General features: G+C 38.8%; 15 protein-coding genes and 1 tRNA gene. All 16 read left to right on the top strand.

Annotation, left to right across the window (positions count from 1 at the left end):
* Positions 1-316: 316 nt before the first annotated feature.
* The 16 genes from BIV60_RS01240 (at position 317) to clpX (ending at position 14,110) form a co-directional block, all read left to right on the top strand.
* Positions 317-925, top strand: a complete 609-nt coding sequence (locus tag BIV60_RS01240; protein WP_071353932.1) for a succinate dehydrogenase cytochrome b558 subunit — start codon at positions 317-319, stop codon at positions 923-925.
* Positions 926-979: 54 nt separating this feature from the next.
* Positions 980-2,731, top strand: coding sequence for a succinate dehydrogenase flavoprotein subunit (gene sdhA, locus BIV60_RS01245; RefSeq protein ID WP_071353933.1), 1,752 nt, complete (start codon positions 980-982; stop codon positions 2,729-2,731).
* Between the two features lie 20 nt (positions 2,732-2,751).
* Positions 2,752-3,513 (top strand): succinate dehydrogenase iron-sulfur subunit, encoded by a 762-nt coding sequence (sdhB, locus tag BIV60_RS01250; protein WP_071353934.1) that lies wholly within the window; start codon positions 2,752-2,754, stop codon positions 3,511-3,513.
* Between the two features lie 103 nt (positions 3,514-3,616).
* Positions 3,617-4,009, top strand: a complete 393-nt coding sequence (locus BIV60_RS01255) for a sortase (protein WP_083402051.1) — start codon at positions 3,617-3,619, stop codon at positions 4,007-4,009.
* Between the two features lie 102 nt (positions 4,010-4,111).
* Entirely contained in the window at positions 4,112-4,576 is a 465-nt protein-coding gene (locus tag BIV60_RS01260) for an acyl-CoA thioesterase (protein ID WP_071353935.1), read from the top strand.
* Positions 4,577-4,703: 127 nt separating this feature from the next.
* Entirely contained in the window at positions 4,704-4,928 is a 225-nt protein-coding gene (gene gerE, locus BIV60_RS01265) for a spore germination transcription factor GerE (RefSeq protein WP_026572264.1), read from the top strand.
* A gap of 278 nt (positions 4,929-5,206) precedes the next feature.
* The gene (locus BIV60_RS01270; RefSeq protein WP_071353936.1) at positions 5,207-5,656 is read left to right on the top strand and encodes a MarR family winged helix-turn-helix transcriptional regulator; all 450 of its coding nucleotides are present in this window, start codon (positions 5,207-5,209) and stop codon (positions 5,654-5,656) included.
* A gap of 16 nt (positions 5,657-5,672) precedes the next feature.
* Positions 5,673-6,467, top strand: a complete 795-nt coding sequence (racE, locus tag BIV60_RS01275) for a glutamate racemase (RefSeq protein ID WP_071353937.1) — start codon at positions 5,673-5,675, stop codon at positions 6,465-6,467.
* Positions 6,468-6,602: 135 nt separating this feature from the next.
* Positions 6,603-7,670, top strand: a complete 1,068-nt coding sequence (locus tag BIV60_RS01280; protein ID WP_071353938.1) for a GerMN domain-containing protein — start codon at positions 6,603-6,605, stop codon at positions 7,668-7,670.
* A 122-nt stretch (positions 7,671-7,792) separates the two neighbouring features.
* Positions 7,793-8,551: a ribonuclease PH gene (gene rph, locus BIV60_RS01285; RefSeq protein ID WP_071353939.1), complete on the top strand. Its 759-nt coding sequence runs from the start codon at positions 7,793-7,795 to the stop codon at positions 8,549-8,551.
* Positions 8,548-9,159 (top strand): XTP/dITP diphosphatase, encoded by a 612-nt coding sequence (locus tag BIV60_RS01290; protein ID WP_071353940.1) that lies wholly within the window; start codon positions 8,548-8,550, stop codon positions 9,157-9,159. The genes rph and BIV60_RS01290 overlap by 4 nt, the downstream gene beginning before the upstream one ends.
* Positions 9,156-9,674 (top strand): metallophosphoesterase family protein, encoded by a 519-nt coding sequence (locus BIV60_RS01295; protein WP_083402052.1) that lies wholly within the window; start codon positions 9,156-9,158, stop codon positions 9,672-9,674. Before BIV60_RS01290 ends, BIV60_RS01295 begins: the two co-directional genes overlap by 4 nt.
* Before the next feature lie 107 nt (positions 9,675-9,781).
* Positions 9,782-9,858: transfer RNA gene (locus tag BIV60_RS01300), tRNA-Arg, on the top strand.
* Positions 9,859-9,965: 107 nt separating this feature from the next.
* A complete protein-coding gene (locus BIV60_RS01305; RefSeq protein ID WP_071353941.1) occupies positions 9,966-10,997 on the top strand; it encodes a tetratricopeptide repeat protein in 1,032 nt (343 codons plus the stop codon).
* Between the two features lie 165 nt (positions 10,998-11,162).
* Positions 11,163-12,440 (top strand): trigger factor, encoded by a 1,278-nt coding sequence (tig, locus tag BIV60_RS01310; protein WP_071353942.1) that lies wholly within the window; start codon positions 11,163-11,165, stop codon positions 12,438-12,440.
* Positions 12,441-12,853: 413 nt separating this feature from the next.
* Positions 12,854-14,110 carry an ATP-dependent protease ATP-binding subunit ClpX gene (gene clpX, locus BIV60_RS01315; protein WP_071353943.1) on the top strand — a complete coding sequence of 419 codons (1,257 nt, stop codon included), beginning with the start codon at positions 12,854-12,856 and terminating at the stop codon, positions 14,108-14,110.
* The last annotated feature ends 33 nt before the right edge of the window (positions 14,111-14,143 follow it).

Consider the following 14,143-nt stretch of genomic DNA (forward strand, 5'->3'; position numbering starts at 1 on the left):
ATATATTACCTTTTTGCTTTAATTTCTATCCTTAATATCATGATAAATAAAGTGTTGTTTTGATGGAAACGCTTCCAAAATCAACCTCTAAAAATGTAAGCGCTTAGCACTCTCTTTTACTATTAAATTCAATAAAAAAATGTATTTTTAGAAAATAATTCTGTATACGGTTTCTTGACGCTATTTGTCGACAGGAGTAAAATGGACATGTCACAAATTTGTCATAGTGATGCTAGGTTGAAATTTCTTTTTAAAAAGTCTATAAAAAAAAGGAAAGAAACTTAACATCATTCTTATTATTTAAGGGGGGTAAATTATGGCGGGAAATCGAGAATTTATTTCGCGAAGAGTGCACTCGCTGCTGGGAGTCATTCCTATTGGATTGTTCCTAATCGTGCACCTTGTAGTCAACCATGCTGCAACAGGGGGAGCAGAATCCTTTCAAAAAGCAGTAAATTTCATGGAAGGTCTTCCATTCCTAAACGTGTTAGAATGGGTATTAATTTATTTGCCATTATTATTTCATGCAATCTACGGGCTTTATATTGCATTTACATCAAAAAGCAATGTTGGCAGAATGGGCTTTTTCAGAAACTGGATGTACATCCTTCAGCGTATTACTGGAGTAATTGCCCTGATCTTTATTGCATGGCATGTTTGGGAAACACGTATTGCGATGGCATTTGGAACAGAGCTTAACTTCCAAATGATGGCGGATATTTTATCTTCACCATTCATGTTCGGGTTTTATTTAGTGGGAGTTATTTCAGTTATTTTCCACTTCTCAAATGGTTTATGGTCATTCATGGTTAGCTGGGGAATTACCATTTCACCACGTTCACAAGTCATTTCTACATATGTGACTTTAATTATTTTCGTGTTGCTTTCCATTATTGGAATTCAAGCGCTTCTAGCATTTGTGTGATCAAGGTAATTTTGAACGGAAAATATTGGATTTAGGATTAGGGAGTGAGTCACGATGAGTAAAGGTAAGGTGATCGTAGTCGGCGGCGGTTTAGCTGGCTTGATGGCAACCGTCAAGGTGGCAGAATCAGGGACACCGGTAGAGTTATTTTCTCTTGTTCCGGTTAAACGTTCTCACTCTGTTTGTGCCCAAGGTGGTATTAATGGAGCAGTAAATACAAAAGGGGAAGGCGACTCTCCTTGGATTCACTTTGACGATACAATTTATGGCGGGGACTTCTTAGCAAATCAGCCTCCGGTTAAGGCGATGTGTGATGCAGCACCTGGTATTATTCACTTATTTGACCGGATGGGAGTTATGTTTAACCGTACCCCTGAAGGATTACTTGATTTCCGTCGCTTTGGCGGAACACAACATCACCGTACCGCATTTGCCGGTGCAACGACTGGACAGCAGCTTCTTTATGCATTAGATGAACAAGTTCGTCGTCATGAAGTAGAAGGTTTAGTTACAAAGTACGAAGGCTGGGAATTCCTTGGCGCAGTACTTGATGATGAAGGTGTATGCCGCGGTGTTGTTGCTCAAGATTTAAGAACAATGGAGATTAAATCTTTCGTTGCCGATGCGGTCATTATGGCAACAGGCGGCCCTGGGATTATCTTTGGTAAATCAACTAACTCTGTTATTAATACAGGTTCTGCTGCGTCAATTTTATATCAACAAGGTGTTTATTATGCAAATGGTGAAATGATTCAAATTCACCCAACTGCGATTCCTGGTGATGATAAGCTGCGTCTTATGAGTGAATCAGCTCGTGGGGAAGGCGGTCGTATTTGGACATATAAAGACGGTAAACCTTGGTATTTCTTAGAGGAAAAATATCCTGCATATGGTAACCTCGTACCACGTGATATTGCAACACGTGAAATTTTCCATGTGTGTGTGGATGATAAACTTGGTGTTAATGGTGAAAATATGGTATTCCTTGATCTTTCACACAAGGATCCACATGAATTAGATGTTAAATTAGGTGGAATTATCGAGATTTATGAAAAATTCGTTGGCGATGATCCACGTAAAGTTCCAATGAAAATTTTCCCTGCTGTCCACTATTCTATGGGCGGAATGTGGGTTGACTATGATCAAATGACGAACATCCCTGGCTTGTTTGCCGCTGGTGAATGTGATTATTCACAACATGGTGCGAACCGTTTAGGAGCGAATTCATTATTATCAGCCATTTATGGTGGTTCTGTTGCAGGTCCAAATGCGGTTCGGTATATTGAAGGACTTGAAAAGAGTTCGGATGCTATTCCTTCTTCCATTTTTGATCGTAAAGTGAAAGAAGAAGAACAAAAATGGAATTCAATTATGTCTTTGGATGGCAACGAAAATGCATATATTCTTCATAAAGAGCTTGGCGAATGGATGACAGATAACGTAACCGTTGTTCGTTACAATGATCGCTTGTTAAAGACTGATGAAAAAATTCAAGAGCTTATAGAGCGCTATAAGAAAATCAATATCAATGATACAGCTAAGTGGAGCAACCAAGGAGCAGCGTTCACACGTCAATTGCAAAACATGCTTCAGCTTGCACGTGTTATTACACTTGGTGCATATAATCGTAACGAGAGCCGCGGTGCTCACTATAAGCCTGATTTCCCAGAGCGGAATGATGAGGAATTTATGAAAACAACAATGGCTAAATTTGTTGATGCAAGTTCTGCTCCAGCTTTACATTACGAGGATATTGATATTTCACTTCTTAAGCCACGCAAGCGTGACTATACTAAAAAGCATTAATGAAAGGGGAGTAGGAAGAAATGGCTGAAACAAAAACAGTAAAATTTATTATAACCCGTCAGGATACCCCAGATTCTGCTCCTTTCGAGGAAGAATTCGAGGTTCCATACCGTCCGAATATGAACGTAATCTCGGCGTTAATGGAAATTCGCAGAAATCCTGTTAACACAAAAGGACAGGCTACAACCCCAATTACTTGGGAAATGAACTGTCTTGAAGAAGTTTGCGGTGCTTGTTCAATGGTTATCAATGGTAAGCCTCGCCAATCTTGTTCGGCACTTGTCGATAAATTAGAGCAGCCAATTCGCTTGGCGCCAATGAAAACATTCCCGGTTGTCCGCGACTTGCAAATTGACCGTAGCAGAATGTTTAATGCTTTAAAGAAAGTAAAAGCATGGATTCCAATCGATGGTACCTACGATTTAGGTCCTGGACCACGTATGCCTGAGAAAAAACGTCAATGGGCTTACGAGCTTTCTAAATGTATGACATGTGGTGTTTGTTTAGAAGCATGTCCAAATGTGAACGACAAAACAAACTTTATGGGACCAGCTGCATTTAACCAAGTTCGTTTGTTCAATGCTCACCCAACTGGTGAAATGAATAAAGCGGAACGTTTAAATGCCTTTATGGAAGATGGCGGAATGCAAGGCTGTGGGAACTCACAAAACTGTGTGCAATCTTGTCCGAAAGGAATTCCAATTACAACCTCCATCGCAGCTGTTAACCGTGATGCTACCTTCCAATCATTCAGAAACTTCTTTGGAAGCGACAACGATTAATCAAGAAAAACCTTCTTTTCTGTTCCGGAAAAGAAGGTTTTTTTTAATATAAGTTTTCTTGTGACCCTTTTGTTATAATGAAAGTAATTTGAAAAAGGATGGTATGGTGAAAGTGAAATCAAAGATTCCACTTCTGCTTGTTTTAGCAGGACTTATATTAATAGGGATTGGGGTTTGGCAGTTTATCGATGTGAAAGTGCAAACAAAGGCATCTTTAAATGAAGCAAAAGAAATTGTCTCAGAACAGCAGCAGGCTGATTCAACCCAAAAACGTCACCTTGGTGAATTAAAAAAAGGTGATTCATTAATGGTAAAAGATTCAACGGGCAACAATGAATATGAAATTACCTTTATGAAAATTGTAAAAGCCAATGATACCCGTGTTATTACCTTGCAAAATAAACAAGAGGAATTGATTTTAACCACCTGTTATCCTTTCAGATATGTAGGAAATGCGCCAAAACGATATATTATTTATGCTAAGCCAAAATCGTAGAAAAGTTCCAGAGTATTGGAACTTTTTATTTTTTGAATTATAATGAGAATAAAGTGAAATGAATGACTATTCATTTTTGTAAAAAGGAGGTGTGAAAACAACATGGCAAAAGCAAAATACATTGACGATTTCCATAAATGGGAGCAGGGATTCTCCTATTTTCTTCCCATCCGTGTTAGATTTTCCGAGACAGATATGTTCGGTCATATGAACAATACAGTTCCATTCGTCTATTTTGAGGAAGTACGGACGGAATATTTAAAATCAATTGGATTAATGGATGAATGGGTAAAGCCTGAAAGTGTTACATTCCCGGTTGTTGCCGATCTTCAATGTGATTTTTTAGAGCAAATTTTTTTCGGGGAGAATTTAAAGGTATATGTAAAAGCAGCATCAGTCGGCAATTCTTCAGTCGATCTTCATTACATGGGTAAAAAAGAAGATGGTTCAGTTGGATTTGTAGGGAGAGGGACGCTTGTCCAAATTTCGAAAAGGACTGGCAAAGGGCTTTCATGGTCAGAAAAAATGAGAAGTCTGCTTCAAAAACAAATCGATGTGAAAGTTTAACGAAACAAAATCATTTTTCAGATAGTATTGTAGTCACTACATTTGTGCAGTTCACATATGATATGGTGACTAAATATATACCCACCCCACGGTTCATAACTGGCGAAGGCAAGGAGGGTCACAATACTTGAAGGAGAATGATTATACTCACAAGCCATTACTCACCAAACGCGAAAGAGAAGTATTCGAACTGTTAGTACAAGACAAAACAACGAAGGAAATCGCTGGTGAATTATTTATAAGCGAAAAAACGGTTCGGAATCATATTTCCAATGCCATGCAAAAGCTTGGTGTTAAGGGGCGTTCACAAGCAGTTGTAGAGCTCCTTCGAATGGGAGAGCTAGAACTTTAATCATGACCGGCTTCCTTTTGGGGAGGCCGGTTCATATTTTGAAAGGGAAAAATTTGCGTTCATGTTACGGCTTGAAATTTAAGCGAAAAAAGTAGAAAATAAATACAAGCTTAATGAATTTTTTTAAGGCTGTGTTAAAAGAAATTGTTTATTTTTTAACCCTATTGATTGGAGCGGAAATCAACAGTCAAGTTTAACACAGCTTTTTTAAAGAAAAAGCAAATCATTAAGCGGCGCTTTAAGTTGAGGGGAAAGCATATTATAGGAGTGTATGATACATGGAACTCGAAAATTCACAAAAAGTGAACGGGGAAATGGTGGCGGCAATTGAAAAGGAACTACGGTACATATCCGGAATCATTAAACAAAAAGGAAGAGAAATGTTAAGTAATTATAAAATTACTCCTCCCCAGTTTGTTGCCTTGCAATGGCTATTTGAAGATGGCGATATGACAATTGGTGAGTTATCAAATAAAATGTTCCTTGCCTGCAGCACCACGACTGATTTAGTCGACCGCATGGAGAAAAATCAGCTCCTTGTCCGGGTAAAGGACCCCAATGATCGCCGGGTAGTAAGAATCCATTTGCTCGAGGAAGGCGAAAGAATCATTGATGAAGTAATCAAAAAGCGACAAGTGTATTTGGAGGAAATCTTAAAAAATTTCACAACAGATGAGATTCTTCTGCTCCAAAACAATTTAGGTAAATTGCATCAGGAAATGCGTTAAAAATGAGGCGAGAAGTTTGAAACAACCAATAGGTGTAATTGATTCCGGCGTTGGCGGTTTAACGGTGGCTAAAGAAATCATTCGCCAGCTTCCAAATGAAAAAATCATTTATTTGGGTGATACGGCACGTTGTCCTTATGGGCCAAGACCAACAAGGGAAGTTAAAAAATTCACTTGGGAATTAACAACCTTTTTATTAGAAAAGCAGATTAAGATGTTGGTAATCGCTTGCAACACAGCGACAGCTGTTGCCCTTGATGAAATACGGCGGGAATTAAAGGTTCCGGTGCTTGGGGTCATTTATCCTGGAGCACGGGCCGCGATTAAACGAACGAAGAACTATCGTGTTGGGATTATTGGAACCCAGGTAACGGTAGAAAGTGGGGCCTATGAAAAGGCATTAAAAGCGTTAAACAGCAGACTGTTTGTAAAAGCTTGTGCCTGTCCAAAATTTGTACCACTTGTTGAGAGCGGAGAATATGATGGGGAACTTGCTGAAAAAATTGTTACACAATCCTTACAGCCAATGTTAAATTTAAATTTAGATACCTTAATTTTAGGATGTACCCATTATCCACTGCTCGGACCGCTAATCAAAAAAGTGATGGGGCCCGAGGTCAACGTAATTAGCTCTGGAGATGAAACGGCCAGAGAAATAAGTGCCATTCTACAATACAATAACTTGCTCGAAGAGACTGAAGACGATCCGGAACATGAATTCTTTACAACCGGGTCCAGAGGCATCTTTTCAAAAATTGCCTCTGAATGGCTGGATATGCCGGTGGACAATGTACAAAAAATTAAATTATAAAATGGAGCTCCTTTAGGGGCTCTTTTGTATTTTTAAAGATTTTTTATGAATGTCCAAATTTTTTTTTCAAGACGGTCTAAATTTCCGGAAGGCTCGTATATATGGTAGTACAAACTGTCTTGGGAGGGAATTTGTATGTCTATAAATAAAAATAAAGCTGTCATCCTTGTTTCGGCTATGTTTGCTTCAAGCGTTCTATTATCTGGATGTGGCTTGTTTAGTACCGAAGCAGAAAAGAAAATTGATCCGCCGAAAACCGTTTCTATGGACAACACCAACAGTACCAAAAAGGATAGCAAGGAAGCGGTGGCAAAAACAGAAAATGCACAAAACACCGTTAATACAGAACTATATCTCATCGATAAAAATGGTTATGTAGTACCACAAACATTAGCGTTGCCGAAGAAAACTTCAACTGCTACACAGGCTTTAGAATACCTGGTCGATAATGGGCCGGTTACTGATATGCTGCCAAACGGCTTTAGAGGAGTCATTCCGGCAGAAACAACCATGTCTATGAAGATTACAGACGGAGTTGCCCATGTTGATTTTTCAAAGGAATTTAAAAACTATCAGCCTGGGGATGAACTAAAAATTTTACAATCCATCACTTGGACTCTAACCCAATTTGATTCCGTTAAGTCTGTACAGTTATCCATGAACGGGCATCCATTAACGGAAATGCCGGTGAACGGAACACCGATCAGCGACCACTTAACAAGATCTATTGGAATTAATATTGATACAACGGATATAGCGGACATTACCAATACAAAACCGGTAACCGTATACTATATCGGCGGTGAAAAAAAGGGCTCTTACTACTATGTACCGGTCACACGTCGTGTTAGCAATTCTGAAAAAGACAATATAACTGCAGCTGTTAAGGAATTAATCCAAGGACCGAGTCAGAAGTCTAACTTACTATCAGAATTTATGTCCGATGCAAAACTTCTTGAAGCTCCGAAGATGGAAAATGGACAAGTGACATTGAACTTTAATGAGAATATATACGGAAGCTTTGAAGATAAGGAAATTTCACAGTCGTTATTAAACTCTATTGTGTTAACGTTAACAGAGCAGCCGGGGATTGAAAAAGTTGCGATTGAAGTAAAAGGAAAATCAGATCTTAAAAATGACCAGGGAAAAAAATTATCGGCGCCGGTATCCCGTCCGGAAAAAGTAAATACAGGTAGTTTTTAAAAAAATTTTTTTGTTATACTATATAGTGAACATGAAAGAGGTTGGCTTCCTGCCGCCTCTTCTTTATTTGCCAGGCATCAGGCTTATGTTTATTTTAGAGCTTGATTAGGAAGGAGGATAATATGGTACGAATTGATGGACGCGAACCATTACAGCTAAGACCGATACATATTGAAACAAACTATTTAAAGCATCCAGAGGGCTCGGTGCTCATTTCTGTCGGTGATACAAAAGTAATTTGTACTGCAACAATCGAAGACAGGGTTCCGCACTTTATGAGAGGGGAAGGCAAGGGCTGGATTACTGCGGAATATTCAATGCTTCCAAGGGCCACTGAATCGAGAAATGTAAGAGAATCCTCCAAAGGAAAAGTTTCGGGAAGGACAATGGAAATTCAGCGGTTGATTGGACGTGCTTTAAGAGCAATCGTAGATTTACATGCTCTAGGAGAAAAAACGGTTTGGATTGATTGTGATGTCATTCAGGCTGATGGCGGCACTCGTACCGCTTCGATTACCGGAGCGTTTGTCGCGATGACTCTGGCCTTAAATGAATTGGCGGAAAAAAGAGCAATGAAATTTCCGATTACCGATTTCCTGGCGGCTACGAGTGTTGGAATTTTAGAAGATAACACAACAATTTTGGATTTGAATTATCCGGAGGACTCTAGTGCAAAGGTTGATATGAATGTCGTCATGACCGGTGGCGGCGAGTTTGTGGAGCTGCAAGGAACAGGTGAGGAATCTACTTTTTCCTACAATCAGCTTCATGAATTACTAAATGCGGCTCAAGCAGGATTGAGTGAACTTTTTGAGCATCAAAGAATCGCCCTTGGCGCAGACATTACCGAAAAAATTGAAGAAAGAAGAATGAAAAAATGAGAGAAGTCATAATTGCTACTAAAAACCCAGGAAAAGCGAGGGAGTTTGAGAGTATTTTTGGAAAAAGGGGAATCGAAGTAAAAACACTATTAGATTTTCCTGAAATCCCCGATGTAGAAGAAACGGGGGTTACCTTCGAAGAAAATGCCACCTTAAAGGCAGAAGCCGTTTCCAAAGCGCTGAATAAAATGGTCATCGGTGATGATTCTGGTTTAATTATCGATATGCTTGATGGCAGACCGGGAATCTATTCCGCCCGATATGCAGGAGAACATAAAAATGATCAGGACAATATTGATAAAGTTCTTTCCGAGTTAGAAGGTGTCCCTGAGGAAGAGCGGACAGCAAGATTTTATTGTGCTTTGGCGGTAGCCGTGCCGAACCAAGCGACAATAACGGTTTATGGCACATGTGAAGGCCGGATTTTAACGGAGAAAAGAGGGACCCACGGCTTTGGCTACGATCCGATTTTTTATGTACCGGATTTGGGACTTGCCATGGCCGAGCTGCCTTCAGAGGAAAAAAATAAGATCAGCCACCGCGCTAACGCATTAAAGAGGTTAGATTCTGTATTAGATTCAATTTTAAGAAGAGCAGATCAATCGTGAGTAAAATTTTGATTGTCAGCGATAGCCACGGAATGACGAAGGATCTCGCAATCATTCGCGACAGACATAGAGAAAAAGTCGATTTAATGATTCATTGCGGGGATTCGCAGTTGATGCCGGACGACCAAGCGATTTCTGGGTTTGTTACTGTGCTTGGGAATTGTGATTTCGGCGGTTATCCACAAGAAGTGATTGAAGAGGTAAATGGCCGTAAGATTTTCGTGACCCATGGCCATAAATATTCGGTTAAATCATCCTTGATGAATTTAAAGTATAAGGCGCAAGAGGTAAATGCCGATATTGTTTGTTTTGGGCATTCACATGTATTAGGAGCAGAAGTTGTTGGGGGAATGCTGTTTATAAACCCAGGCAGCCTTCGTCTCCCGCGTGAGCGCTTTGAAAAAACATATGTCATTCTTGAATTGCTGGATGAAAAAATAAAGATGTCCGTTTTTGAATTAAACGGCCGGGAACTAAAGGATTTAGCCTTTGAATTTTTCATACCAAAGAGATGAAAGGGGAGTTTGATCTCCCCGTTTCTTGTTTTTTAAAATAGCAAATATGTTATTGACATTTATATTTTAGGGCTATATAATAAATCTTGTCTTTGATAATTGACTATGTCCCAGTAGCTCAGCCGGATAGAGCATACGCCTTCTAAGCGTACGGTCGGGAGTTCGAATCTCTCCTGGGACGCCATCTACATACCATATGAATCTTACTCACCTGGACGAAGGTGAGTTTTTTTGTTTTTTATCTAATTCATGCTAAACTTGTTTTCAACAACAAATAAGGGCGGAGTATTTATGAAAAAACGGGAACGAGTTAAAAGAAAAGAAAATGTAATCTTCTTTCCCGGGCTTGAACAGCGATTAACGGAAAAGGGCATAGAAAGCCTGCAAATGAAAAAATATGAAGAAGCGATCAGCTTTTTAGAAGATGCCAAGGAACTTGATTCGGAGAATGGCGACGTATTAATGGGATTAGTTTTAGCATATTTTGAATCAGGTGGCTTTCGAAAAGCAAAAAAACTTGCAAACGAACTATTATTAAAGGGCATTGGCGATTATTTTCAAATGGTTGACCTATATTTGACCATTCTCATCCAGCTGCACGAATATCAAGAAATTGTTTCAACGATTGAAGTCTTAATGGATGAAAAAGAAATACCACCAGAAAAACATGATCATTTTCTCACCATCCTGCAATTTAGCAGAAGGATGGCCGAACAAAAACAAGCAGATAAAGAAGAAGCCCATCAGGAAAAAAATAGTCCAATTCATAAAAGCCTGGATCTTTTTTCATTACATAACACAACCGAGCAAATGCTGCTTCTATCAAAACTGGCAGAGAAGAACATTCGACCATATATACAAGAAATCCAAGATTATTTAATCTCCGAAGCGGGGCAGCCTTTCTTTAAAACCACTCTATTAACTCTTTTAAAAGAGCAGGAATATGAAAAAGAAATCGAAATTCAAAAGTTTCATCAAATAATAAAAGTTATTCCAACGAACTTGCCGGAAGTCCATACGCAACCGAAAATGCAAAAAATTATCAAACATTTAGAAGAAAATTTAGAAAATAGCAATCCAGTTTTATTAGCAGAAATAATTGGAATGGTAGAACGGATCTTTTTTATCGGCTATCCTTTTGAACTGGAGCCGGAAAACCCTAGTGCTTGGGCGGCAGCCTTTCATTATCTGGCCGAGGAATATATGGGAAATGGACCTGAATTATTTGATAGTGCGGAAGAATATCGTGTTTCCAGCAAGGAAATCAATCTAGCAATCGTAAAAATACGGGAAATAGAAGAAAATTCTTACCCCAATTTTTAGGCTGTGCAGTTGAAAGAAAATAATCCTATGATATAATGTAGGGGTCGCATTCTGTTAAAATTGATATTTTACATCAATAAGTGGATAATGACTTGATAGAACAAGACATATTCATACAATTCGTCAAGAATGAAATGAGAATAGATGTTGGAGGGAAAAAACGGTATGACAGCTAAGTGGGAAAAATTAGAAGGTAACCGCGGTGTCCTTACAGTTGAAGTAAGTGCCGAAGAAGTAAGCAAAGGATTAGACGCAGCTTTCCAAAAAGTGGTTAAACAAGTAAATGTTCCAGGATTCCGTAAAGGGAAAATGCCTCGTGGAATGTTTGAAAAGCGTTTTGGTGTTGAATCATTATATCAAGATGCATTAGATATTATTCTTCCTGATGCATATGGAAATGCAATCGATGAAACAGGTATTGAGCCGGTTGATCGTCCTGAAATCGATATCGAGCAAATGGAAAAAGGCAAAGAGCTTATCTTCAAAGCAACTGTTACAGTTAAGCCTGAAGTAAAATTAGGCGAGTACAAAGGCTTAGAAGTAGAAGAGCTTGATGCAAATGTTACAGATGAAGACGTTCAAAAAGAATTAGAAACACTTCAAAACCGTCAAGCAGAACTTGTTGTAAAAGAAGAGGGTGCTGCTGTGAACGGTGATACAGTTGTGATCGATTTCGAAGGTTTCGTTGATGGCGAAGCATTTGAAGGCGGAAAAGCTGAAAACTTCTCACTTGAGTTAGGTTCAAGTTCATTCATTCCTGGCTTTGAAGATCAGCTTGTAGGTGTTAAAGCAGGCGAATCAAAAGACGTTGAAGTAACGTTCCCAGAAGAATACCATGCAGCAGAGCTTGCGGATAAGCCAGCGGTATTCAAAGTAACAATTCACGAAATTAAAGGAAAAGAACTTCCTGCATTAGATGACGAGTTTGCAAAAGATGTGGATGATGAAGTTGAAACATTCGATGCATTAAAAGAAAAAATCCAAAACCGTTTAGCTGACAGCAAAAAGCACGAAGCAGAACATCACCTTCGTGATACTGTAGTTGAAAAAGCAGCTGAAAATGCTGAAGTGGAAATTCCAGCAGTTATGGTTGATAACGAAGTAAACCGTATGTTTCAAGAATTTGAACAACGTCTGCAAATGCAAGGGATGAACCTTGAACTTTACTTCCAATTCTCAGGTCAAGATGAAAATGCTTTACGCGCCCAAATGAAGGGTGATGCTGAAAAACGTGTTCGTATCAACTTAACACTTGAAGCAATTGCGAAGGCAGAAAATCTTGAAGCAACTGATGAAGATGTAAATGCTGAGCTTGAAAAAATGGCTGGTATGTACAACATGACAGCTGACAGCATCAAAGCTGCACTAGGCGGCGTTGAAGGTATTAAAGCAGATCTTCAACTTCAAAAAGCTGTAGATTTCCTTGTTGCTAACAAAAAATAAAAAATGTTAATGCAAGGCACGATTCCATCGTGCCTTGTTTTATACAATTTTTAAATTACATATTATAATAAGGTGAGGGAAACCTTTTTATTAATCCCCCATAAGAGCATGAAAACATTTTTACAGATGGGCAGGAAAAACGGAATTACATAGCGAATTAAATTAATCCAAACGGTTGTAAGGTTGATTCTTTAAAATTATGGTTATGCTTAATGGGTACATAAGTTTCTGTTTAAAGAGCGAATCCCAATAAATTTAACTGTAGAAAACATAAAGCTTTTTATTTCTAGTCCATCGGCTTCATGTGATACAATGCAATACATACCACTAAAAATAGAAGAAAAAAGATTCGGATTTATTTGGGATTCGCAAGCAAAAAAATGTGTGACAACAAGTATCAAGGGGTGAAAAGATTGTTTAAATTTAATGATGAAAAAGGACAATTAAAGTGTTCCTTCTGCGGTAAAACGCAGGATCAAGTTCGTAAGCTGGTTGCGGGTCCGGGAGTTTATATTTGTGATGAGTGTATTGAACTTTGCACAGAGATTGTAGAGGAAGAGCTTGGAACAGAAGAAGAGGTAGAATTCAAGGATGTTCCAAAACCAAAAGAGATTTGTGAAATTCTTGATGAATATGTCATCGGCCAGGATCAGGCTAAGAAATCACTATCGGTAGCTGTTTATAACCACTATAAGCGGATTAATTCCAATAGTAAAATCGATGATGTTGAGCTTTCAAAAAGTAATATTTGTATGATTGGACCAACTGGAAGCGGGAAAACGCTTCTGGCACAAACATTGGCACGCATTCTCAACGTTCCTTTTGCCATTGCCGATGCGACTTCTTTAACAGAGGCTGGGTATGTTGGTGAAGATGTTGAAAATATTTTGCTTAAATTAATCCAAGCCGCTGATTATGATGTGGAAAAAGCAGAAAAAGGCATTATTTATATCGACGAAATTGATAAAATTGCCCGTAAATCGGAAAACCCATCGATTACAAGAGATGTATCCGGTGAAGGTGTTCAGCAGGCATTATTAAAAATTCTTGAAGGTACGGTTGCAAGTGTTCCACCACAAGGCGGCAGAAAACATCCGCACCAAGAATTTATCCAAATTGATACAACGAATATTCTATTTATTTGCGGTGGTGCATTTGACGGTATCGAACCAATTATTAAACGCCGTTTAGGGCAAAAAGTAATTGGCTTCGGTTCAGAAGTAAAGACCCAAGAAATTGGACAAAAAGAGCTTTTATCAAAAGTATTGCCTGAGGACTTGCTTCGCTTTGGCTTAATTCCTGAATTTATCGGACGTCTGCCTGTAATTGCAAGCCTTGAGCAATTAGACGAAAATGCTTTAATTGAAATCTTGACTAAGCCGAAGAATGCTTTAGTTAAGCAATATCAAAAAATGCTTGAAATTGACGATGTTGCTTTAGAATTTGAAGAAGGTGCTCTAGTGGAAATTGCGAAAAAAGCGATTGAACGAAAAACAGGAGCCCGCGGCTTACGTTCCATCATTGAAGGGATCATGCTTGATGTGATGTTTGATCTTCCTTCAAGGGATGATATTAGCAAGTGTATCATTACAAAAGAAACGGTTTTAAACAACAGCGAACCGAAACTCATTCTTGAGGATGGAACGGTAGCGAACGAAAAATCAGCATAATTAGAAAAACAAAGGACCTGGCGTATGTCAGGT

It is taken from the genome of Bacillus sp. MUM 116 (genome assembly GCF_001866655.1).
Lineage (GTDB): Bacteria > Bacillota > Bacilli > Bacillales > Cytobacillaceae > Neobacillus.

Bases quoted from the DNA above. Each gene is read 5' to 3' on its own strand.
- rph (WP_071353939.1), top strand. From the start codon at position 7,793: ATGGTACGAATTGATGGACGCGAACCATTACAGCTAAGACCGATACAT.
- sdhA (WP_071353933.1), top strand. From the start codon at position 980: ATGAGTAAAGGTAAGGTGATCGTAGTCGGCGGCGGTTTAGCTGGCTTG.
- BIV60_RS01305 (WP_071353941.1), top strand. From the start codon at position 9,966: ATGAAAAAACGGGAACGAGTTAAAAGAAAAGAAAATGTAATCTTCTTT.
- sdhB (WP_071353934.1), top strand. From the start codon at position 2,752: ATGGCTGAAACAAAAACAGTAAAATTTATTATAACCCGTCAGGATACC.
- BIV60_RS01255 (WP_083402051.1), top strand. From the start codon at position 3,617: ATGGTGAAAGTGAAATCAAAGATTCCACTTCTGCTTGTTTTAGCAGGA.
- BIV60_RS01240 (WP_071353932.1), top strand. From the start codon at position 317: ATGGCGGGAAATCGAGAATTTATTTCGCGAAGAGTGCACTCGCTGCTG.
- BIV60_RS01280 (WP_071353938.1), top strand. From the start codon at position 6,603: ATGTCTATAAATAAAAATAAAGCTGTCATCCTTGTTTCGGCTATGTTT.
- BIV60_RS01260 (WP_071353935.1), top strand. From the start codon at position 4,112: ATGGCAAAAGCAAAATACATTGACGATTTCCATAAATGGGAGCAGGGA.
- BIV60_RS01290 (WP_071353940.1), top strand. From the start codon at position 8,548: ATGAGAGAAGTCATAATTGCTACTAAAAACCCAGGAAAAGCGAGGGAG.
- BIV60_RS01270 (WP_071353936.1), top strand. From the start codon at position 5,207: ATGGAACTCGAAAATTCACAAAAAGTGAACGGGGAAATGGTGGCGGCA.
- tig (WP_071353942.1), top strand. From the start codon at position 11,163: ATGACAGCTAAGTGGGAAAAATTAGAAGGTAACCGCGGTGTCCTTACA.